A 20,703-nucleotide genomic window follows, 5' to 3' on the forward strand; every position below is an offset into this window, starting at 1 on the left:
TCACGGTCACGGTTCCTGGCTGGGGCGGGCGGTGCTGGTGTTACGGATGGCCTGCGCATAGCGCTCGTACCGCTCATGGCGCTCGACGCGCCGCCGGTTGGTCCGTCTGAAGCGGCGAGCCACCAGCCGCGCGAGGTCCGCGGCGCCGACCATACCCGCCTCGGGGCCCAGCTGCGCCTTGGCGATGCGGGCCTCGGGGCGGTAGCCGCGGCCGGTGAGATTGCGGCGGAAGGCGTCGCGGGCGGGGCCGATGAGCAGGTCGTCGGCGGCGCTGACGCCACCGCCGATGACGAAGCAGGAGGGGTCGAGGGCGGCGGCGAGATTGGCGATGCCGACGCCGAGCCACTGGCCGATGTCCTGGAACAGCTCGATGCACATGGCGTCGCCCTCACGGGCGAGCTCGGTGATGACCGGTCCGGTGATCTCGTGGATATTGCCGCCGACGCGCTCGATGAGGCTGTGCGCGACCGGCGAGTCGGCGGCGGCGAGCTCGCGGGCCTCGCGGACGAGGGCGTTGCCCGAGCTGTACTGCTCCCAGCAGCCGCGGTTGCCGCAGGGGCAGCGGTGGCCGCCGGGAACGACCTGCATATGGCCGAATTCACCGGCGACGCCGTACTTGCCGCGCTTGACGCGGCCGTCCTCCAGGATCGAGCCGCCGATGCCGGTGCCGAGGGTGATCATCACCAGATGGTCCTCGCCGCGGCCCGCGCCGAAGCGCCACTCCGCCCAGGCGGCGGTGTTGGCGTCGTTGTCGACCAGTACGGGGACGGCGAGGCGGGCGGTGAGGGCGTCGCGCAGGGGCTCGTTGCGCCAGGCCAGGTGGGGCGCGAAGAGCACGGTCGAACGGTCGGCGTCGACCCAGCCGGCCGCGCCGATGCCGACGGCGTGCACGTCGTGGCGGTCGGAGAGGTCGAGGACCAGCTCGCAGATGGTGTCCTCGACGACCTTGGGGCTCTTGGACTTGTCCGGGGTCTCGGTGCGCAGCTGCTCCAGGATGATCCCGTCGGCGTCGACGACGCCCGCCATCACCTTCGTACCGCCGATGTCGATACCGACGGTGGGTACGCGGGGCGCGGTGAGGTGCGAGCGCCGCTCGCGGGTGCCGACGGTCTTGAGGACGGTGGCGCGGGCGGAGCCTCGGTTCGCGAAGTCGCGGTATGTGCTCATGTCCCTGCGGGGGTGTTGGGGGCGGGTGGGGGGCCGATTCTGCCACTTGGGGGGCGGGGTGCGGGTGAGGGCCGCTGCGCGGGGCGTTGTCCCCTACCCGCCCCTACCCGTAACTGGGGCTCCGCCCCAGACCCCGTACCGCCCTCCGGGCGGTGTCCTCAATCGCCGGCGGGGCTGGAGAATCCAGCCCCGCCGGCGATTGAGGCGCGGGGTTCGGGGCAGCGCCCCCGACCAGGGCGGCCTACGCGCGCTCCAGCTCGTGGCGGAGGTCCTCCAGCTCACTGCCCCCCGCCATCTGCCGCGTCAACTCGTCCAGCGTCACCGAGTCCTTCGTGTGGCTCGCCGACATCAGCCCGCGCTTGAGCAGTACGAAACGGTCCCCCACCAGATACGCGTGATGCGGATTGTGGGTGATCAACACCACACCCAGACCCGCGTCCCGTGCGGCCGCCACATACTTCAGGACCACGCCCGACTGCTTGACGCCGAGCGCCGCCGTCGGCTCGTCCAGGACCAGGACCTTCGCGCCGAAGTAGACGGCCCGCGCGATCGCCACGCACTGGCGCTCACCGCCCGACAGCGTCCCGATCGGCTGGTCGACGTCCCGCAGGTCGATGCCCATCCGCAGCAGCTCGGACCGCGTCGTCTCGCGCATCTTCTCGACGTCGAGGCGCCTGAAGGGCCCGGCGCCCTTCGTCGGCTCGGAGCCGAGGAAGAAGTTTCGCCAGACCGGCATCAGCGGTACGACGGCCAGGTCCTGGTAGACCGTGGCGATGCCCCGGTCCAGCGCCTCGCGCGGGTTGGCGAGGCTCGCCGGCTTCCCCTCGATCAGGAACGTGCCCGCGTCATGCCGGTGCAGACCCGCGATGATCTTAATGAGGGTGGACTTGCCCGCGCCGTTGTCGCCGAGCACACAGGAGATCTCTCCCGCGTGGACTTCGAGCGAGACGCCCTCCAGCGCACGAATGTTGCCGTAGTACTTACTGACGCTGTCGAGCTCGACAAGGGGTGTCGCTGCCGCGGTCGCCGTCGCCGTCATTTGCTTGCCTCCGCACGCTTGCGGACCCATGCGTTGAGCAGGGTGGCCAGAAGGAGCATCGCTCCGAGGAAGAACTTGAACCAGTCCGGGTTCCACTCCGCGTACACGATGCCCTTGCTCGTCATACCGAAGATGAACGCGCCGACCGCCGAGCCGATCGCCGACCCGTAGCCGCCGGTGATCAGGCAGCCGCCGATGACCGCCGCGATGATGTACGTCAGTTCATTGCCGACGCCCTCGCCCGACTGCACGACGTCGAACGAGAAGAGCAGGTGCTGACCGGAGACCCAGGCGGCGAAGGCGACGCCCATATAGAGGCCGATCTTGGTCTTGTTGACCGGGACGCCGACCGCGCGGGCCGCCTCCGCACCGCCGCCGACCGCGAAGATCCAGTTGCCGAAGCGGGTCCGCAGCAGGATCCAGGTGGCCACGGCGACCAGGCCGAACCACCACAGGATGGTCACCTTCAGGGTGACATCGCCCAGGGTGAGCTGGGAGGCGAAGAGCTTCTTGGCCGACTCGAAGCCCTGCATGTCGCTGATGGACTTCGTCGAGACCGTGCCGCTGATCAGCTTGGTGAAGCCGAGATTGAGGCCGGTCAGCATCAGGAACGTGCCGAGCGTGACGATGAAGCTGGGCAGTTTCGTACGGGTCAGCATGAACCCGTTGAAAGCCCCGAACGCGAGCGTGACCAGCAGCGAGACCAGCACGCCGACCCACACGTTCGCCGTCATCTGGTAGCTGAACATCGAGGAGATCAGCGCGGAGCTGGTCACCATGACACCCGCCGACAGATCGAACTCGCCGCCGATCATCAGCAGCGCGACCGGTACGGCCATGATGCCCAGCGTCGAGGCCGCGTACAGGACAGTGGAGAAGCTGGACGCCTGCAGGAAGGAGTCCGCGATCACCGAGAAGAAGAGGAAGACGGCCACGGCGCCGACGACCGACCCCAGCTCGGGGCGGCCCATCAGCTTGCGCAGCGGCGACGCGCGCAGCAGCCGTTCGTCGCTCTTGGCCGGCTGACCGGGCTGACCGGGCTGGCGGGTGCCGGCAGGTGGTGCGGTCGCACTCATCGGGTCCCTCGCTCCGTGTATTCCTGAAGCTCGGCGGCGTTGTCACTGGTGATGATCTGCGGTCCGGTGAGAACGGGCCGCCCGCCGCCGAGGACATCGGCGTTGTACTTGTACAGCCACAGCAGATCCACGGCCTGGTAGCCCTGGAGGTAGGGCTGCTGGTCGACGGCGAAGCCGAGCGTGCCCGCCGTCAGCGCGGTGGCGACCTTGGCGTTGAGGTCGAAGGTGTCGACCTCGGCGTCGCTCCCCGCGGTCTTCTTCGCCTGCACGGCGGCGTCCGCGAAGGGCGCGCCGAGCGTGACGACGGAGTCGATGGAGGGGTCGGCCTGCAGCTTCGCCTCGATAGACGCCTTGACGTCAGGCATGTTCGTGCCGTCCACGTACAGGTTCAGGAGCCGGCCGCCGAAGGTCTTCTTCGCCCCGGCGCAGCGCTGCTCGTGGCCGACATTGCCCTGCTCGTGCAGTACGCACAGGGCCTTCTTCTTGCCGCGCTTGTCGAGCTCGTCGCCGACGGCCTCGCCCGCGATGGCCTCGTCCTGGCCGATGTGGGTGAGCGCGCCGTACGCCTTGGACTGCTCCGAGCCCGAGTTGACGGTGATCACCGGGATGCCTGCCTTGCGGGCCTTGGCGATGACGTCCTTCATCGCGTCGGGCTTGGCGAGCGAGACGATCAGCCCGTTGACCTTCTTGTCTATGGCCGTCTGGACGAGCTGGGCCTGCTGCTGCCCTTCGTCGCTGTGGGAGTACAGGAAGTTGATGTTGTCCTTGACGGCCGCCTGCTCGGCGCCCTTCTGGACGATGTCCCAGAAGGTGTCGCCGTCGCCCGAGTGCGTGACCATGGCGACGGTCCAGCGGGGGGTGGTGACCGCGGCCCTGCCTGCGGTGTTCTGTGTTTTACGGGCGTCCTCCGCCCGCTTGCCGCCCGTGGCGCTGCATCCCGCGAGGGAGGCTCCGAGTACCGCTGCCAGCACGGCGCCGAGCGCGCGTACCCCTGTCCTTGCCGTTGCCACGACGCCGTGCCCCTCTTGCCGTTCTTGCTGCACTTCTCGGTGCGGCCGGGAGTCGAGTCGACTCGATCCGGCCGCCCAAGTATGTGTCACGGCTGGTCGGGGGGTCGGCGCGGGGCACACCGTCAGGTATCTCCGGTGCGCGGTGTACGTCATCGGGTGCCGTCGGCGGTCAGCTTCTCCAGAGTGGGCACGTCCTTCTCAGTGACGAGTGCCGGGCCGGTGAGGATCGGCTTGCCGCCGCCGATCACATTGAGGTTGACCTTGTTGAGCCACAGTTCGTCGATGGCGAGGTAGCCCTGGAGGTAGGGCTGCTGGTCGACGGCGAAGCCGATCTGCTTGGCCTTGAGCTGCTTGACCACCTCGGGGTTGAGGTCGAAGGTGTTGACCTCGGCGCTGGAGCCCGCGCCCTCCTTGGCCTTGACGGAGGCGGCGGCGAAGGGCGCGCCGAGCGTGACGACGGTGTCGATGTCCTTGGCGCTCTGCAGCTTCGCCTCGATGGAGGAGGTGGAGGCGGGCATATTGGTGCCCTCGACGTTGAGGTTCTCGACCGTCCCCTTGAAGGTCTTCTTCACACCCGCGCAGCGGGCTTCGAGCGAGACGTTGCCCTGCTCGTGGATGACGCAGAGCGCCTTCTTCTTGCCGCGCTTGGTGAGTTCCTCGCCGACCGCCTCGCCCGCCACGGACTCGTCCTGGCCGATATGGCTGAGCGCGCCGAACGCCTTGGAGAACTCGGCGCCGGAGTTGATCGTGACGACGGGTATGCCGGCGGCGACGGCCTTCTTGACGACGTCCTTGACCGCTTCGGGCTTGGCGAGGGTCACGATGATGCCGTCGACCTTCTGGTCGATGTAGGTCTGGATGAGCTGGGACTGTTCCTTGCCTTCCTTGTTGGCGGCGTAGAGGAACTCGACGTTGTCCTTGCGCGCGGCGACCTTGGCGCCGCTCTGGACGATGTCCCAGAATGTGTCGCCCTCGCCGGAGTGCGTCACCATCGCGATCTTCAGCCGTGCGGTGGCGGCGGGCTCGCCACCACCGCCGCCCTGGGACGGGGTGTCCTTCGCCTCCTTGCCGCCGGAACTGCTGCATCCGGCGAGGACGACCAGGGCACCTGCTGCGAGCAGAGCTGCTGCCGTGCGGGTGGTACGCATGGTGGATCCGCCTTGTCTCCCGGCCGCCCGGTTGCGGTTGGGAGCGTTTTTACGGCGGTCACACAACCCCCGTCAAGATATTGTCCGAACATTCTTACGAGGGCTTCGGCGGGAGGGGCACCGGCTACGGCATCGGCTACGGCATCGGCTACGGCCGCACAAGGAGCTGGAACTCGAAGGCGTAGCGCGAGGCGCGGTATATGTGCGAGCCGAACTCGACCGCGCGGCCGGTGTCGTCGAAGGTGGTGCGCTCCATGGTGAGTACGGGAGCGCCGGTCGCCTCGGTGAGCAGCTCGGCCTCCAACTCAGTGGCGGCTCGCGCGCCGATCGACTGCCGGGCGCTGTGCAGGGTGATCCCGGCGGCCCGCATCATGCGGTAGAGGCCGGTGACCTCCAGCCGCTCGGTGTCGCACTCGAACAGGCCACGGGGCAGATGGTTGCGCAGCCGGGCCATGGGCTCGCTGTGGGCGAACCGCAGCCGCTCGATCAGCTGGACCTCGCTGCCCTGCGGTACGCCGAGGGCCGCCGCGACCTCGGCACTCGCGGGCTCGACGGCATTGGTCAGGACGATGGTGGCGGGACGCTGACCGGCGGCCTCCAGATCGTCGTACAGGCTGCTGAGCTCCAGTGGGCGCTTGATCTGGCTGTGCACGACCTGGGTTCCGACGCCACGGCGGCGCACCAGCAGCCCCTTGTCGACCAGGGACTGGATGGCCTGCCGGACGGTGGGACGGGACAGACCGAGGCGGCCGGCCAGCTCTATCTCGTTGCCGAGCAGACTGCCAGGCGTGAGGGTCCCTCGCTCGATGGCCGACTCCAGTTGCTGCGACAGCTGGAAGTAGAGCGGGACCGGGCTGGTGCGGTCCACGCTCAGCTGGAGGATCGGGGCCTGTTCCGTCACGTGTCTGGGCTGCTTGGGCACGGGGCGAGCGTAGTCGCAGGAGATGTTGACGGGAAGTCGTGAAGTCCGGTTGTCAGGACAAAGTCTTGACAGGGCACCAGCCCCGGCACCACCTTTGAGCCATGCGCATCGGACTCATCGGAACGGGACGTATCGGCACTTTCCACGCGGGCGTGCTCAGCCGCCACCGGGAGGTGGGTTCACTGGTCGTGGCGGACGCCGACGCGGCGCGGGCGGCCGAGGTCGCCGAGCGCACCGGGTCCACCGCCGCGCCCAGCGTGGACGAGATCTTCGCCTGGGGCATGGACGCCATCGTGATCGCCTCCGCGACCTCCTCCCACGCCGACCTCATCGCCCGCGCCGCCCGCGCCGGGCTCCCCACCTTCTGCGAGAAGCCGATCGCGCTGGACCTGCCGGGCACACTCGGCGCGCTCCACGAGGTCGAGCGGGCAGGCACCCTGCTCCAGCTGGGCTTTATGCGCCGGTTCGACGCCGGATACACCACGGCCCGCGAGCTCGTACGCTCCGGCGCCCTCGGCCGGCTGCACACCGTACGGGCCATGACCTCCGACCCGGCGCCGCCGCCCGCCGCGTATCTGCCGCTCTCCGGCGGTCTGTACCGGGACTGCCTGGTCCATGACTTCGACATCCTGCGCTGGGTGACCGGCCGCGAGGTCATTGAGGTGTACGCGACCGGTTCGGACGCCGGGCACCCGATGTTCCGCGAGGTGGGCGACGTCGACACGGCGGCGGCGCTGCTCACCCTGGACGACGGCACCCTGGCCACCGCGACGGCCACCCGCTGCAACGGCGCGGGCTACGACGTACGGATGGAGCTGGCGGGCGAGCTCGACCAGGTGGCGGTCGGCCTGGACGACCGTACGCCGATCAGCTCGACCGAGGCGAAGGGCCCACCCCCGGCGGACAAGCCGTGGCCGGGCTTCCTGGAGCGGTTCGCCCCGGCGTACGAGGCGGAGCTGGACGCGTTCGTACGGATGGTGCGGGGCGAGGCGGAGAACCCGTGCGACGGGCGGGAGGCGCTGGCGGCGCTGCGGGTGGCGGAGGCGTGCGAGCTGTCACGGCGGGAGCGGCGGCCGGTGCGGCTGGAGGAAATCGCGGCGGACTGAACGTGCGGGGGAGAAGACCTGTCGGGGGCGCTGCCCCCGAACCCGCCCCCTACGCCCTGGCGGGCGTGGGGGGACCCCCAGCTCCTCAATCGCCGGAGGGGCTTAAAACGCTCGGGGCTCAGGTGGTCACCACCGCACCGGGAGGCTCTCCGGGCCCCGGAGCAGCAGTCCCGTCCGCCAGGTCAGCGACGCCGGATGCGCGTCCAGCGCCAGGTCGGGGCAGCGCTCCAGCAGCGAACGGAGCACGATCCGCGCCTCCAGCCGGGCGAGCGGCGCGCCCAGGCAGTAGTGAATCCCGTGCCCGAAAGCCAGGTGCCCGCGTGTGTCGCGCCGGATGTCGAAGCGGTCCGGGTCCGGGAAGCGCGCCGGGTCGCGGTGGGCGTCCGCCATCGCGATCAGCACCAGTTGGCCGCCGCCCGGAATGATCGTGCCGCCGATCTCCACTGGCTCCAGGGTGAAGCGGTACGTCGATGTCTCCACCGGCCCGTCGTAGCGCAGCATCTCCTCGATCGCCCCGTCGAGGAGCCCGAAGTCGGCGCGCAGAGCCGCCAGTTGATCCGGGTGGGTGAGGAGAGCGAGCACGCCCCCGGAAATCAGATTGACCGTGGTCTCATGCCCGGCGACCAGCAACAGCCAGGCCATGCCGACCAGTTCCTCGGGACTGAGCCGGTCGCCGTCCTCGTCCGCCGTGTGGAGCAGCGCGCTCAGCAGGTCGTCGCCGGGCCGCTCCCGCTTGTCCGCGACCAGTTGGATCAGGTAGCGCGTCAATTCGGCGACCGCCGCTTCGCGCTCCTTCGGGTCGGTCGAGGCGAGCGCGATGTTGGACCAGGACCGGAAGGCGCCCTGGTCCAGGAACGGCACTCCGAGCAGTTCCCCGATCACGGCGATCGGCAGCGGGAACGCGAGCGCCTCCACCAGATCCGCGTGCCCTGCGGGCACCATCCGGTCCAGCAGATGGTCGGTGATCTGCTGGACGCGCGGGGCGAGTCGCTCCACTCGCCGCACGGCGAACTCCCGCGCCACCAGCTTGCGCAGCCGGGTGTGCGCCGGCTCGTCGGCACTGAGCATGGTGATACCCGGGGCGAGCCTTGTGGCCCCGACGTCGGGTGAGACGTTGTCCCAGTCCTTGGACAGCCGCGCGTCGGCGAGTGCGGCACGCCCCGCCTCGTATCCGACGACCAGCCATCCCTCGTAGCCCTCGGGCATGTGTACGCGGTGGACCGGGCCCCGGGCGCGTAACTCGGCGTAGACGGGATAGGGATCGCGGGTGAAGTCCTCGCCGAGCGCGGCGAGATCGACGATGGCTGCTTCGGTCGTCATGGTCATCCTTCCGGAACGGTCATGGCTCTGCGGGCTGCTGGGCGACCTGCTCTGCGGGCTTCGGCGCGACAGTACGGTGCCCTGCGCGACGGCACAGAGCGTCTCGTCGGCGTCCGACAACGCACCGCTCACCGTCGTCAACAGGTCGCACCGGACAACAGCCTGACGGCGCCCGCTGTGCACCACGGCGGCGCGGGCCACCAGCGTGTGCCCGGTCGCCGGGCGGATGTACTGGACGGAGATGCCGCCGGTCAGCACGGCGGGCCCGAGTGTCGTCGCGGCGGCGAAGGTGATCGCGTTGTCGGCGGCGTACGCGAGGACTCCCCCGTGCAGATAGCCGTTCTGCTGGTGCAGTTCCTCGCGGATATCCACTTCGAGCACGGCCTGCCCGTCCCCGAACGCGGTGATCCGCGCCCGTAGCAGTCGGCTGAACGGCTGGCTGTCGAGGGCCTTCCGGGCCAGGTCCAGGCTGAGTGCGGTCATCGCGTCAGCCTACGACGGCTCCTTCTCGTCCAGCAGACCCGCGTCATGGGCCAACAGTGCGATCTGGACCCGATTGTTGAGGTCCAGCTTCGCCAGAATGCGCGAGACATGCGTTTTGACGGTGGGCACGCTCATATAGAGCATCGCGGCGATATCGGCGTTGGATTTGCCACGGCCGACCGCGACCGCCACCTCCCGTTCGCGCTCGGCGAGCGAGGCGAGCCGCTCCGCCGCCGCCCGTCTTCGGGTTTCGGGCCGCCGGTCCGCGACATGCGACATCAGCTGGCGGGTGACGGCCGGGGAGAGCACCGGGTCGCCGGACGCCACCCGCCGTACCGCCGCGACGATCTCGGCCGGCGGGGTGTCCTTCAGTACGAACCCGGCGGCGCCCACCCGCAGCGCCCGCAGCACCTGTTCGTCGGCGTGGAAGGTGGTGAGGACCAGCACCTCGGGCGCGTCGGGTCGGCGGCGCAGCAGCTCGGTGGCGGTGAGGCCGTCCATGTGGGGCATCCGGATGTCCATCAGCACCACATCGGGCGAGAGCCGGTCGACCAGCGCCTCGGCCTCGGAGCCGTCGGTCCCCTCCCCCACGATCTCCAGGTCCTCGGCCCCGCCGAGCATGAGCGCGAGTCCTGCCCGTACGAGCGGGTCGTCATCGACGACGATCAACCGGATAGTCATGAGGGCCACGGTAGCCAGGCCCGGACGCGGAACCCGCCGTGGTCCGCCGCTCCGTGCTCCAGCCGGCCGCCCGTGAGCGTGGCGCGTTCGGTCAGCCCGATCAGGCCCTGGCCCGATCCGGGGACCTTCTCGAACTCACCGATCGGCGCCGCGTTGTCGACGTCGACGGTGAGCCCCGGCCCCGGCCCGCCGCGCACGGCGACGGTGACCTCCGTGCCCGGCGCGTGTTTACGGGCGTTGGTCAGGGCTTCCTGGGCGATGCGGTAGACGGTGCGGCCGGTGGCTGCGGGGACGCCGGCCGGGTCCGTGATGCGGTTGTCGAGGGTGACCTTCATGCCCGCCTCCCGCGACTCGGCGACCAGCGCGTCGAGGGTGGCGAGGGTGGGCTGCGGCCGGTCGGCACTGTCGCCGTCGCCGGGTGTGCGCAGTACGCCGATGATCTCGCGCAGATCCTGCAGCGCCTCGTGCGCACTGTCGCGGATCACTCCGGCGGCCCTGGCGACCTCGGCCGGGGGCGCGTCCGGCCGGAATTCGAGGGCGCCCGCGTGGACGCTGAGCAGGGTCAGCCGGTGGGCGAGCACATCGTGCATCTCGCGGGCGATCGCCTCGCGGGCGAGGCGCTGCGCGTGCTCGGCGCGCAGGTCGGCCTCGGACTCGGCCCGGACGGCACGTTCGCGCAGCGCGACGACGAGCTGGCGGCGGGCGCGTACGAGCATGCCCCAGCCGAGTGCCAGCAGGATCAGCAGCACGCTGGTGACAGCCGCCGTCACGAAGGACATACCGGGGTCGGGTCGGACGGCGTACTGCACGGCCGCAGCCGCGAAGGCGAGGGTTCCGACGATCCCGACGGGCTTGAAGGGGCGGTGCACGGCAAGGCTGAACAGGCTGACCAGCAGGGTGCCGCCCGAGACTGGTGACACCACGCATACGACGACCAGCGTGATCGCGAGCCCGAGCGGCGCGCGCCGCCGCCACCACAGCGCGCAGCAGGCCGCCGCGCCGATCAGCAGGTCGGCGAAGACGACGAGATCGGAGTTGCCGGCGTTCTCGCTCGTATCGAGGGCGGTCAGTCCGAGGAGGACCGCGAAGAGGAACGTCACGGTGTCGACGGCCCAGTCCCGTACGGTACGGCGCGGCCTGGCCGCCTTGCCTCTGCTGCCTGCGGACATGGCCGAGGGAAGCAGCCAGGGGTACTCCGTTCGTGTCACGTCGACAAAGCTACGCAGGCCGGGGCCCGGATGGGACCACGCGAACGGCGGAAGCTACCAAAGTCGCGCGGCCCGAGACTTTCGGCTTGCGCTCTTCGGCCTCCGTCACTCGGCCTTCGTCTCTCGGCCTTCGTCCTTCGGTCTGTCAGTCGGCGAGGATGGCGATACGGCCGGACCAGGTCGGGTCGGTCAGTTGCCGGAGCATGAAGTGGGCGACGTCGGCGCGGCTGATGCTGGGCATGCCCTTGAAGTTGATCCGGTCACCGGCGCCATAGGCGCGGTAGAGGCCCGTGAAGGGCCGGTTGGTCAGTGTCACCGGGTAGACGAGGGTCACATCCAGGCCGCTGTCGAGAAGCTTGCGGTCCGCCTGCTCCTTGTCGGAGAAGAGTTTCCTCAGCACCGTGCGGTAGGCCAACCGCTGCGGCAGCGAGGCGTGTTCACAGGTCGGGCCGACGCCGAAGGCGGAGAGGAGGATCAGTCGGTCGACGCCCGCGTCCCGCATGGCGGGGATGAGGGCGTCCACGGACCTGCCGACGATGTCGGACATCAGGTTCCTGCCCGCCCCCATCGTGCTCACCACCGCGTCCTGGCCCACGGCGGCGCGGGCGAGTTCCTGCTCATCGGTGACATCACCGACGATCACGGTCAGCCGTTCGTCGAGCCGGGGAAGTTTCTCGGGGCTGCGGACGAGGACGGTGAGGTGGTGGCCCTCCTTATGGGCCTGAGTGACCACCTGCAGGCCCGTGGGTCCGGTCGCACCGAGCAGCAGGAGACGCATGCCCTCAGTCTGTGGCCGACGGCTGCGCCTCGCTACTTACTACGCGGCTTACTACGCGCTTTCGTCGAGCTCGTAGGTGCCGTACTCGGGGCGGCCCGCCCGCTCGTACATGTGGATGGCCACGCCCGCGGCTGTCGTACGGGAGCTTGTAAGCCGGAACGCGGTGGGCAGTGCGCCTTCCGCGAAGAGGCGGCGGCCCTTGCCCAGGACGACGGGGAAGACGAGCAGGTTGATGGTGTCGACCAGGTCGTGCGCCATGAGGGTCTGGGCGAGGTTTCCGCTGCCGTGGACCTGGAGCTCCCCCTCCGTGCGCTCCTTGAGTGCCGTGACCTCCTTGACGAGGTCACCGCCGATGATGGTGGTGCCCGCCCAGTCGGCCTTGTCGAGCGTGGTCGACGCCACGTACTTCGGCAGGGAGTTGAGCTTCGATGCGACCGGGTCGGCGGGGTCCGTCATCTTGGGCCAGTAGCCCGCGAAGATCTCGTACGTACGCCTGCCGAGCAGGAAGGCGCCGACGCGGCCGAAGACCTCGTCGATGAACTGGTCGAAGTCGGCGTCCCCGTACGGCACGGACCAGCCGCCCAGGTCGAAGCCGCCGCTGGTGTCCTCGTTGGGCCCGCCGGGGGCCTGCATCACGCCGTCGAGGGTGACGAAGGTGGTGATCGTGAGCGGTGCCATGGCAGGTGCCTGCTTTCGGGAGTGTCTGTTCCTGTCATCAGGTCAGACCCCGCTCGCAGCGGAAACTCATCGGCGGCGCCGGAGATTCAACGTCCATTTGCCGCCAGCGCCGAGGAGGCAGAGGCGATTTCCTTGAACCCGTAACCACTACTGACCAATGAGAAGCAAGAGGTACGACATGTCCAGCATGGCCAGGACGGCTTTGGTGACGGGTGGCAGCCGTGGCATAGGAGCGGCGATCGCTCTGCGGCTCGCGCAGGACGGCGCGGATGTGGCGATCACGTACGTACAGGACGAGGCGGCCGCGCAGGCGGTGGTCCACAAGATCGAGGCGACCGGCCGGCGCGGGCTGGCCCTGCGGGCGGACGCGTCGGACGCGTCGGCTCCCGGCGCGGCGGTCGGCCGGGCGGCGGACCATTGGGGGCGGCTCGACATTCTGGTGAACAACGCGGGCGTCGGCGTACTGGGCCCGATCGAGGGCCTGTCGGCGGACGATGTGGACCGGGTGCTCGACGTGAACGTACGGGCGGTGTTCCTCGCCTCCCAGGCGGCGGCGGCCCGGATGGAGCGGGGCGGGCGGATCGTCTCCATCGGCAGTTGCATGGCCCAGCACGTACCGGGCCCGGGCGGCACGCTCTACGCGATGAGCAAGTCGGCGCTGACGGGCCTGACCAAGGCGCTGGCCCGGGAACTGGGCAGTCGCGGTATTACGGCGAACCTGGTCCTCCCGGGCCCGATCGACACGGACATGAACCCGGCGGACGGCCCGTACGCGGATGCGCAGAGGGCGGACACGGCGCTGGACCGGTTCGGCAGTGCGGAGGAGGTGGCGTCGCTGGTGGCGTACTTGGCGAGCGAGGAGGCGGGGTATGTGACGGGGACGGAGGTTTCGGTGGACGGGGGGCATGCGGCGTAGCCGTACCTGGCGCCTCGGGCCCTTGTCGGGGGCGCTGCCCCCGAACCCTCCCCCTACGCCCTGACGGCGTGGGGGGGACCCCCAGCGCCTCAAACGCCGGCGAGGCTGACTTCTCGCCCTCGGGCCCTTGTCGGGGCTCCGCCCCGAACCCCGCGCCTCAAACGCCGGCGAGGCTGGGTTTTCCGTCGGCGGGGCTTGAGGACACCGCCCAAAGGGCGGTACGGGGTCTGGGGCGGAGCCCCAGTTACGGGAAAGGGCGGGGTGGGGGCAAAGCCCGCCGCAGGCGCACCCCGCAGGGGCTACCGGCTACCGCTCCCCGCCCAGCGACTCGTGACGCGAGGCCAGCCCTCTCTCCCCCTCCCCCGTCAACCCACCGAACACCCGCAACCGCGAAATCCCCCCGTCCGGGAAGATGTCCAGCCGCACCCTCCGGCCAACCACCGGCTTCTCCAGCACGAAGCGATGGTTCGTATCGGGCTGCAACCGTGTCCGGGGCAGCACCTCAGCCCACCCCTCCGACTCCGACGACCCGTCGTCGGAGTCGGAGGAGACAGAGGAGACAGACAGCGCCGCCCACCCCGCGCTGTTGCCCTTCAAACATGCCGTGTCGATCTCCACCGCCCTGATCTCCGCCTCCTCCACCAGCCGGTAGCGGATCCAGTCATTCCCCTTGTCCCTGCGGCGGCGCGTCTCCCACCCCTCGTCCATCTTCCGCGAGCGCCCCGGCAGGATGGTGTTCGTCGGCGGCGAGTAGAACCGGTCCGACGCGTCCTCGACCTGGCCGCCGTTCTCCAGCGCGACCAGGTCGAACGTACCGAGCGCGCCGAGCCACGCCGGGTCCGGCGCGACCTCGCCGTAGACCCGTACGCGGGCGATGCCCCCGTCGGGGTGCAGGTTGACCCGCAGATGCGTGAAGCGCCGCTCGACCGTGATCGCGAAGCCGTTCGCCGCGTGGCCGCCGATCGCCGTACGCGGAACGAGCGTCGTCCACTTCACCCCCTCCGCCAGCAGGTCGGCGGGCGACGGTGACCCCGCGACCGACACTCCCTCGACCGACACCGCATGCGGATAGTTGCCACGGAAATGGGCCGTGTCGATGACGATGCCGCGTACGACTCCGGGCGCGCCGAGCCGTACCAGCGCCCAGTCGTGGTCCTCGTCCGTCGGGTGCGGCTGCTCGGCGCTCACGCCCCGGCGGCGGCGGCTTTCCCAGCCGTCCATGATCTTGCCCTTGTGGCCGAAGCGCTCCGGGTCGAACTCCGCCGCCCCGGGCTTCAGCAGGTTCTCGCGCTCGGCGAAGAACTCGTCGTTGGCGGCGACGACGCCCGCGCCGAACCGCCTGTCGGCGAGGTCGGCGTAGTGCGTGAAGGGAAATGCGGCCGTGCGGTAGTCGGCGTACGGGTCGCCGCCGCCGTACGGATCAGCGTCACCGGTGAAGGCGGTCACAGCGGTAAAGGAAGGGAAGGAAGGGGTGGTCAAGATCGGTTGTTCCTTTCCAGAAGCCGTCCGGCCGGCTCGGCCACGGTGCCGTTCTCTGCGATTCGTTCGCCGCGCAGCCATGTCGACTTGACGACTCCGTACAGGGTCCTGCCCGCATACGCGGTGATCCTGTTGCGGTGGTGCAGTTCGGCCGCGTCGACCGTGAAAGTCTCCTCCGGCGCGAGGACCGCGAAGTCGGCGTCGCGGCCCGCCTCGATCGCGCCCTTCCGGCTGCTCAGTCCTGCCAGCTCCGCCGGCGCCGCCGACATCCAGCGGACCACGTCCTCCAGGCCGCGACCGCGCTTGCGCGCCTCGGTCCAGATCGCCGGAAGGCCCAGCTGGAGCGAGGAGATACCGCCCCACGCGGACGCGAAGTCGGACGTCTTGAGCTCAGTGGTGCAGGGCGAGTGGTCGGAGACGATGCAGTCGATCGTCCCGTCGGCCAGGCCCGCCCAGAGCGCGTCCTGGTTCGCGGCCTCGCGGATCGGCGGGCAGCACTTGAATTCCGTCGCCCCGTCCGGGACTTCCTCGGCCGTGAGCGTGAGAAAGTGCGGGCAGGACTCCACCGAGATCCGCAGGCCCTCGCGCTTGGCCTCCGCGATCAGCGGCAGCGCGTCGGAGGAGGACAGGTGCAGTACGTGTACCCGGGCGTTCAGCCGCTTGGCCTGCGCGATCAGGCCCGCGATCGCGGTGTTCTCGGCGTCGCGCGGCCGGGAGGCGAGGAAGTCGGCGTACTTCGGTCCGCTCTCCTGCGGCGCGGCGGCCAGCCGGTGCGGGTCCTCGGCGTGGACGATCAGCAGCCCGCCGAAGCCTGCGATCTCGGCCATCGACCGGGCGAGCTGTTCCTGACCGAGCTCCGGGAACTCCTCCACGCCGGACGGCGAGAGAAAACACTTGAAGCCGAAGACCCCGGCGTCGTACAGCGGACGCAGGTCCTTCACGTTCGACGGTACGGCTCCGCCCCAGAAGCCGACGTCGACGTGCGCCTTGGCGCGCGCGACCTCCCGTTTGACCGCGAGGTTCCCGACCGTAGTGGTCGGCGGGAGGGAGTTGAGGGGCATGTCCAGCAGCGTGGTGACACCCCCGGCCGCAGCCGCGCGGGTGGCGGTGAAGAATCCCTCCCACTCGGTACGGCCCGGGTCGTTCACATGGACATGCGTGTCGACGAGGCCGGGGAGTACGACATCGTCCCCGGCGTCCTCCAGCCGGGCCCCGTTCGGCACCTCGGCGTCGTACGGCAGGACCGCCGCGATCTTTCCGTCGGCGACGGCGACCGAGGCGGCCCGCGTCCCCTCCGGGGTGATGACGCGCGTCGAGCGCAGCACCAGGTTCACACCAGCCTTCGACACCCGAACCACCCGCATCCCTCACTTCTTCAACGAACTGTTGAAGAAGTCTTCCCTTCCGAGCCTGGTCCGTCAAGGATGTCGAGACCAACACTTCCGTAGAATGGAAGCGTAATTTCACAAAGCAGAAGGAAGCTTTGGTCAGGAAGACCGTCAGACACACGGACAAACGGGCCCTGACCGGCAAAGACGCCGTGACCGGGGACAGTGTCTCCCGGCGCAGCCGCCCGGTACGCTGCTTACTCGCCCGCCTGCCCGAAAGGACCGTGACGTGCCGACGTCCAGCGCCAGTACCACCGACGCAGCCAAGACCGCCGCCGCCGGCGGTGGTGGCGTGCAGTCCCTGGAGCGCGCCTTCGACTTGCTCGAAAGAATGGCCGACGCCGGTGGCGAGGTCGGGCTGAGCGAGCTCTCCGCCAGCAGCGGTCTGCCGCTGCCCACGATTCACCGGCTGATGCGAACGCTCGTGGTCTGCGGTTACGTACGCCAGCAGGCGAACCGACGCTATGCGCTCGGCCCCCGCCTGATCCGCCTGGGCGAATCCGCCTCCCGGCTGCTCGGCACCTGGGCCCGCCCCCACCTCGCCCGCCTGGTCGAGGAGACCGGCGAGACGGCGAACATGGCGCTGCTCGACGGCGACGAGATCGTGTATGTCGCACAGGTGCCGTCCAAGCACTCCATGCGTATGTTCACGGAGGTGGGCCGACGGGTGCTGCCGCACTCCACGGGCGTGGGCAAGGCGCTGCTCGCGCACATCCCGGCGGAGGAGGTACGGGCGCTGCTCGCCCGGACCGGTATGCCCGCCGCCACCGAGAAGACGATCACGACGCCCGACGGCTTCCTCGACGCGCTGGAGCAGGTGCGCCGCGCCGGGTACGCGGTGGACGACAACGAGCAGGAGATGGGGGTGCGCTGCCTCGCGGTCCCCGTACCCAACGCGCCCACACCAGCGGCGATTTCGATCTCAGGACCAGCCGGACGGGTCACCGAGTCGGCCACGGAGAGGATCGTCCCGATCCTTCAGGAGGTCGCCCGCGAGCTCTCGGCGGCGCTGACGACCACTGCCGCGCAGAGCTGAGCCCCCCGGTCACCCGGTCACCTCGGACGCTGGGGCGCTAGGGCGCTAGGCGCGGGGCTTCGGCGGCACCTCGCCGAAGAGGTCGACCGCCTTCCGTACGTCCATCAGCCCCGGCGCCAGCGCGCTCACCGAACCGATCGCGCCCGCTATCAGCAGCAGCGAGCGGCGCATCCGCGCGATCTCCGGGTCACCCGCCGCCATCATCGAGGCCAGCACGGCCAGTTCGTCCTCAGCGATGGTCCGGTCGGGGAACTGCGCCGGATGCCCGGCCAGTTCACGGCGGAGCCGGGAGACAGCAGCTCCCAGTTCCGCCTCCCTCGCGTTCTCCGCGTCCTCGTCGCCGCTCTCTGTCACCCGCGTCTGCTCCACGCTCCGCAACGAAGCCCCCCTCGCACGCCCCCTGAGACGCGGGCAAGTTAACGCCATCCGATGCGGTACGCGCCACTCCGCGGACGGAATTCAGTTGGTGGGTTGTACGGCGTCGATCGCACCGCGCCAGACCGTCACGTCGAGGGTGATGAACCGGCTGGGATCCGAGTCGGGCGCCTTCCCCTGGTACGTCACCAGGCCCACGTTCCCCGAGTCGCTCAGCACACAGAACTTCGCGCCCTTCGACAGGTTGTCGAGCTCGAACCGACTGGCGAACCGGGTCTCGCTCCGGCAGGTCGCCAGCTCAGCCTTCTGGCCGGTGCGCAGCAGGATCAGCTTTGCGTTGGTGGCGCTGATCCAGCCGAGGTCCCACTCGTACTCGAAGTCGCCGTCGCCGGAGTCCGCAGGAATCGGCCCGACCGGCTCGTCGCCGATGTTGATGGCGTAGTCGTCCACCACATTGAGACCGGTGTATGTCTTCGGCACCGGGTCGGCAATCGGTTCCGCCGGCGAGGACGACTGGTCCGGCTCCGAGGTCGTGGGGTTGGGCGAGGGAGTGGTGTCCGCCTGCGCGGTCGGGTCCTGGGTCTTGTCCTTCTCCTGCGACTGATTGCTCTTGTCGTTGTCCTTGTCGTCGCCGGACATGGCGACGTACACGCCGCCGCCGGCCAGCGCGCCCACCACGAGCATGGCGACGACGGCGATGGCCAGGTTGCGGCCGGTCTTCTTCTGCTTGGGCGCGGTGGGCCCGCCGGGGGGCACATACGGCTGCACCGGCTGGTGGTGGTACGGGACGGGGGGCGGCGTCGGTTGCTGGGCGGCCGACGGGTGCGGATAGCCGTACGTCGGTGACTGCGGTTGCGGCGGCGGGCCGAAGCCGGGCGGCGGTGTCGCCGGGGCCGAGGCCTCGGTGGGCGCGGGAATCACCGGGGCCGGACCGGCAACCGGAGCCTGCGGGACCTGGGGCTGGGGGACGTGGGGCTGCTGCGCCATGGGAGCGTGCGCCGGGGCGGCGGGCAGGTTCTGTGCCGCGGGCGAAACCTGCAGAACCTGCGGCGCGGCCGACGGCGGACCGGCGGGAGGCGGACCGGCGGGCAACTGACCGGCCGGCGGAGTCAGCGGCGGCGCCGGTGCGGCCTTCCGCGTCGTGATCTCGGCCGCCACCACCCCCGGCAGCCACTCCTCCGGACGCCGCAGCACCGTCTCGGCATTCGCCGACTGGCAAATGGCCAGCAGGTCCGCGACCGACGGCCGCGCCTCCGGGTCCTTGGCCAGGCAGCGGGTCACCAACTCGCTGAGCTGCTCCGGAAGTCCGGTGAGGTCGGGCTCCTCGTGCACGATCCGGTAGAGCACACCGTGCGAGGTGCCCTCGCCGAAGGCCGGACTGCCGGTCGCCGCGTACGCCGCGACCTGGCCGAGCGCGAAGATGTCGGTGGCCGGGGTGACATGGCTGCCGGCCGCCTGCTCCGGGGCCATGAAGGAGGGCGTGCCGATGGTGACGCCGCTGCTGGTCAGCGAGGTGGCGTCGGCGGCGCGCGCGATTCCGAAGTCGATGACGCGCGGTCCGTCCGAGGCGAGCAGTACGTTGGCGGGCTTGAGGTCGCGGTGGACGATGCCCGCGCCGTGGATGACGTGCAGCGCCTCGGCGATCCCGGCGACCAGCAGCAGCACCGTCTCGACCGGCAGCTTGCCGTGCTCGATGACCGCGTCGGCGAGCGAGGGCCCGGGGACGTAGGCCGTGGCGAGCCAGGGCTGCTTGGCCTCCGCGTCGGAGTCGATGACCGGCGCGGTGTACAGGCCCTGCACCCGCTGCGCGGCCTGCACTTCCTGGGCGAAGCGGCGGCGGAACTCGGCGTCCTGCGCGAAGTCGGGCCGGATCACCTTGATGGCTACGGGTCGGCCGCCGGGCGTGTACGAGAGGTAGACCTTGCCCATGCCGCCCGCGCCGAGGCGCGCGGCCAGTTTGTATCCGGCGACGTGCTGCGGGTCCTCGTCGCCCAATGGCTGGAAGACCGTTCCCTGGTGTGCGCGCCCACTCATCGACTCTCGTCCCCCATAGCCAACTTCAGTATTGAAGGTGCACCTTATCCAAGGTCACCCCGGGCTCTCCACGTCAGACGACCCCCCTCCGCCGGGCGGTTCCGGACCACCGGCCGCACCATCCGAAGGGCCGGGCACTTCGCCCGTATATGAGGTAAGGAATCCGTATGGCACAACCAATTCAAGAACCGATCGTGGCTGGATTGTTGCTTGCCGCGGGCGGTGGGCGGCGGCTGGGCGGGCGCCCGAAGGCGCTGCTCAGCCACCGGGGCAGACCCCTCGTGGAGCACGCGGCCCATGTGCTGCGCGATGGCGGCTGCGGCCCGGTGCATGTGGTGCTGGGGGCCTCGGCCGACCGCGTACGGAAGGAGGCCGACCTCTCCGGCTGCGTACTGGTCGACAACCCGGAGTGGGAAGAGGGCATGGGCTCGTCCCTGCGCGCGGGCCTGGAGTCCCTGACCTCGTTCCCCATGGCCGCGGACGCGGCGCTCGTCGTACTCGTGGACCAGCCGGGAATCGGCGGAGCGGCGGTCGCGCGGGTCCGTGCCGCGTACCGCTCCCCGGAGACGCTCGCCGCCGCCGCGTACGAGGGACAGCGCGGCCACCCCGTCCTGTTCGGCGCGCACCGCTGGCGGGACATCGCGGCGAGCGCGGTGGGCGACCGCGGAGCACGCGCCTACTTGAAGGCGCATGCGGAGGCGATCACGCTGGTCGAGTGCGGCGACATCGCCGAGCCGTACGACATCGACACGATGGAGGATCTGGCGCGCCTTGAGGAGTGAATGTCGCCAATGTCGACTCGGAGAATCTCGACATCAGCAAAACATTGAACTTCCACGATGAGGAAATTATTATCCAT

19 protein-coding genes and 1 pseudogene are annotated in these 20,703 nt (G+C 70.0%); 4 read left to right on the forward strand and 16 right to left on the reverse strand.

Translation table 11 applies throughout. The features are described from left to right. Positions 1–6: 6 nt before the first annotated feature. The 6 genes from ACIHCQ_RS26545 to ACIHCQ_RS26570 form a co-directional block, all read right to left on the reverse strand. Positions 7–1,167, reverse strand: coding sequence for an ROK family glucokinase (locus ACIHCQ_RS26545; RefSeq protein WP_399667165.1), 1,161 nt, complete (start codon positions 1,165–1,167; stop codon positions 7–9). A 241-nt stretch (positions 1,168–1,408) separates the two neighbouring features. Then, complete coding sequence (locus tag ACIHCQ_RS26550) at positions 1,409–2,206, reverse strand: ATP-binding cassette domain-containing protein (protein ID WP_399667168.1); 798 nt, start codon at positions 2,204–2,206, stop codon at positions 1,409–1,411. Next, positions 2,203–3,282: an ABC transporter permease gene (locus ACIHCQ_RS26555; RefSeq protein WP_399667171.1), complete on the reverse strand. Its 1,080-nt coding sequence runs from the start codon at positions 3,280–3,282 to the stop codon at positions 2,203–2,205. The genes ACIHCQ_RS26550 and ACIHCQ_RS26555 overlap by 4 nt, the downstream gene beginning before the upstream one ends. Continuing rightward, positions 3,279–4,292: a sugar ABC transporter substrate-binding protein gene (locus ACIHCQ_RS26560; protein ID WP_399667174.1), complete on the reverse strand. Its 1,014-nt coding sequence runs from the start codon at positions 4,290–4,292 to the stop codon at positions 3,279–3,281. The genes ACIHCQ_RS26555 and ACIHCQ_RS26560 overlap by 4 nt, the downstream gene beginning before the upstream one ends. A 149-nt stretch (positions 4,293–4,441) precedes the next feature. After that, the gene (locus ACIHCQ_RS26565; RefSeq protein ID WP_399667177.1) at positions 4,442–5,440 is read right to left on the reverse strand and encodes a sugar ABC transporter substrate-binding protein; all 999 of its coding nucleotides are present in this window, start codon (positions 5,438–5,440) and stop codon (positions 4,442–4,444) included. Positions 5,441–5,588: 148 nt separating this feature from the next. Next, positions 5,589–6,308, reverse strand: a complete 720-nt coding sequence (locus ACIHCQ_RS26570; RefSeq protein WP_399667391.1) for a GntR family transcriptional regulator — start codon at positions 6,306–6,308, stop codon at positions 5,589–5,591. Positions 6,309–6,463: 155 nt separating this feature from the next. On the opposite strand from ACIHCQ_RS26570, the gene ACIHCQ_RS26575 reads away from it, so the two are divergent. Next, positions 6,464–7,468: a Gfo/Idh/MocA family oxidoreductase gene (locus tag ACIHCQ_RS26575; RefSeq protein ID WP_399667180.1), complete on the forward strand. Its 1,005-nt coding sequence runs from the start codon at positions 6,464–6,466 to the stop codon at positions 7,466–7,468. 126 nt (positions 7,469–7,594) lie between these two features. Here the strand turns inward: ACIHCQ_RS26575 and ACIHCQ_RS26580 are convergent, their stop codons facing one another. The 6 genes and pseudogenes from ACIHCQ_RS26580 to ACIHCQ_RS26605 all read right to left on the reverse strand — a co-directional run bounded on the left by ACIHCQ_RS26580 (position 7,595) and on the right by ACIHCQ_RS26605 (position 12,616). After that, entirely contained in the window at positions 7,595–8,788 is a 1,194-nt protein-coding gene (locus ACIHCQ_RS26580) for a cytochrome P450 (protein WP_399667394.1), read from the reverse strand. 87 nt (positions 8,789–8,875) lie between these two features. Further along, positions 8,876–9,271, reverse strand: a pseudogene (locus ACIHCQ_RS26585) (PaaI family thioesterase); the annotation flags it as partial. Between the two features lie 9 nt (positions 9,272–9,280). Beyond that, complete coding sequence (locus ACIHCQ_RS26590; RefSeq protein ID WP_399667182.1) at positions 9,281–9,952, reverse strand: response regulator; 672 nt, start codon at positions 9,950–9,952, stop codon at positions 9,281–9,283. Beyond that, positions 9,949–11,160 (reverse strand): sensor histidine kinase, encoded by a 1,212-nt coding sequence (locus ACIHCQ_RS26595; protein WP_399667185.1) that lies wholly within the window; start codon positions 11,158–11,160, stop codon positions 9,949–9,951. Before ACIHCQ_RS26595 ends, ACIHCQ_RS26590 begins: the two co-directional genes overlap by 4 nt. Positions 11,161–11,305: 145 nt before the next feature. Then, positions 11,306–11,938 carry an NAD(P)-dependent oxidoreductase gene (locus ACIHCQ_RS26600; protein WP_399667188.1) on the reverse strand — a complete coding sequence of 211 codons (633 nt, stop codon included), beginning with the start codon at positions 11,936–11,938 and terminating at the stop codon, positions 11,306–11,308. A 51-nt stretch (positions 11,939–11,989) separates the two neighbouring features. Next, the gene (locus ACIHCQ_RS26605) at positions 11,990–12,616 is read right to left on the reverse strand and encodes a dihydrofolate reductase family protein (RefSeq protein WP_399667191.1); all 627 of its coding nucleotides are present in this window, start codon (positions 12,614–12,616) and stop codon (positions 11,990–11,992) included. Positions 12,617–12,773: 157 nt separating this feature from the next. Between ACIHCQ_RS26605 and ACIHCQ_RS26610 the strand changes: the two genes are divergently transcribed. Then, positions 12,774–13,532 (forward strand): 3-oxoacyl-ACP reductase family protein, encoded by a 759-nt coding sequence (locus ACIHCQ_RS26610; protein ID WP_399667194.1) that lies wholly within the window; start codon positions 12,774–12,776, stop codon positions 13,530–13,532. Between the two features lie 306 nt (positions 13,533–13,838). On the opposite strand, the gene alc is transcribed toward ACIHCQ_RS26610, so the two are convergent. Then, positions 13,839–15,011 carry an allantoicase gene (gene alc / locus ACIHCQ_RS26615; RefSeq protein WP_399667197.1) on the reverse strand — a complete coding sequence of 391 codons (1,173 nt, stop codon included), beginning with the start codon at positions 15,009–15,011 and terminating at the stop codon, positions 13,839–13,841. Further along, entirely contained in the window at positions 15,008–16,375 is a 1,368-nt protein-coding gene (gene allB, locus ACIHCQ_RS26620; protein WP_399667200.1) for an allantoinase AllB, read from the reverse strand. The genes alc and allB overlap by 4 nt, the downstream gene beginning before the upstream one ends. 253 nt (positions 16,376–16,628) lie before the next feature. Here allB and ACIHCQ_RS26625 point away from each other — a divergent pair, with 253 nt between their 5' ends. Next, positions 16,629–17,435: an IclR family transcriptional regulator gene (locus ACIHCQ_RS26625; RefSeq protein WP_399667202.1), complete on the forward strand. Its 807-nt coding sequence runs from the start codon at positions 16,629–16,631 to the stop codon at positions 17,433–17,435. Between the two features lie 45 nt (positions 17,436–17,480). Here the strand turns inward: ACIHCQ_RS26625 and ACIHCQ_RS26630 are convergent, their stop codons facing one another. Then, positions 17,481–17,861, reverse strand: a complete 381-nt coding sequence (locus ACIHCQ_RS26630; protein WP_399667205.1) for a DUF5955 family protein — start codon at positions 17,859–17,861, stop codon at positions 17,481–17,483. A 33-nt stretch (positions 17,862–17,894) separates the two neighbouring features. Continuing rightward, positions 17,895–19,844, reverse strand: coding sequence for a protein kinase (locus tag ACIHCQ_RS26635; protein WP_399667207.1), 1,950 nt, complete (start codon positions 19,842–19,844; stop codon positions 17,895–17,897). Between the two features lie 167 nt (positions 19,845–20,011). Here ACIHCQ_RS26635 and ACIHCQ_RS26640 point away from each other — a divergent pair, with 167 nt between their 5' ends. Then, entirely contained in the window at positions 20,012–20,626 is a 615-nt protein-coding gene (locus ACIHCQ_RS26640; protein ID WP_399667210.1) for an NTP transferase domain-containing protein, read from the forward strand. Positions 20,627–20,703 lie beyond the last annotated feature (77 nt).

Source organism: Streptomyces sp. NPDC052236, from assembly GCF_044548015.1.
In the GTDB taxonomy this organism is placed as follows: domain Bacteria; phylum Actinomycetota; class Actinomycetes; order Streptomycetales; family Streptomycetaceae; genus Streptomyces.

Coding starts and splice junctions, on each gene's coding strand:
- ACIHCQ_RS26545 (WP_399667165.1), bottom strand. CDS start 1,167: ATGAGCACATACCGCGACTTCGCGAACCGAGGCTCCGCCCGCGCCACC.
- ACIHCQ_RS26550 (WP_399667168.1), bottom strand. CDS start 2,206: ATGACGGCGACGGCGACCGCGGCAGCGACACCCCTTGTCGAGCTCGAC.
- ACIHCQ_RS26555 (WP_399667171.1), bottom strand. CDS start 3,282: ATGAGTGCGACCGCACCACCTGCCGGCACCCGCCAGCCCGGTCAGCCC.
- ACIHCQ_RS26565 (WP_399667177.1), bottom strand. CDS start 5,440: ATGCGTACCACCCGCACGGCAGCAGCTCTGCTCGCAGCAGGTGCCCTG.
- ACIHCQ_RS26575 (WP_399667180.1), top strand. CDS start 6,464: ATGCGCATCGGACTCATCGGAACGGGACGTATCGGCACTTTCCACGCG.
- ACIHCQ_RS26580 (WP_399667394.1), bottom strand. CDS start 8,788: ATGACGACCGAAGCAGCCATCGTCGATCTCGCCGCGCTCGGCGAGGAC.
- ACIHCQ_RS26590 (WP_399667182.1), bottom strand. CDS start 9,952: ATGACTATCCGGTTGATCGTCGTCGATGACGACCCGCTCGTACGGGCA.
- ACIHCQ_RS26600 (WP_399667188.1), bottom strand. CDS start 11,938: ATGCGTCTCCTGCTGCTCGGTGCGACCGGACCCACGGGCCTGCAGGTG.
- ACIHCQ_RS26605 (WP_399667191.1), bottom strand. CDS start 12,616: ATGGCACCGCTCACGATCACCACCTTCGTCACCCTCGACGGCGTGATG.
- ACIHCQ_RS26610 (WP_399667194.1), top strand. CDS start 12,774: ATGAGAAGCAAGAGGTACGACATGTCCAGCATGGCCAGGACGGCTTTG.
- allB (WP_399667200.1), bottom strand. CDS start 16,375: ATGCGGGTGGTTCGGGTGTCGAAGGCTGGTGTGAACCTGGTGCTGCGC.
- ACIHCQ_RS26630 (WP_399667205.1), bottom strand. CDS start 17,861: ATGGCGTTAACTTGCCCGCGTCTCAGGGGGCGTGCGAGGGGGGCTTCG.
- ACIHCQ_RS26635 (WP_399667207.1), bottom strand. CDS start 19,844: ATGAGTGGGCGCGCACACCAGGGAACGGTCTTCCAGCCATTGGGCGAC.
- ACIHCQ_RS26640 (WP_399667210.1), top strand. CDS start 20,012: ATGGCACAACCAATTCAAGAACCGATCGTGGCTGGATTGTTGCTTGCC.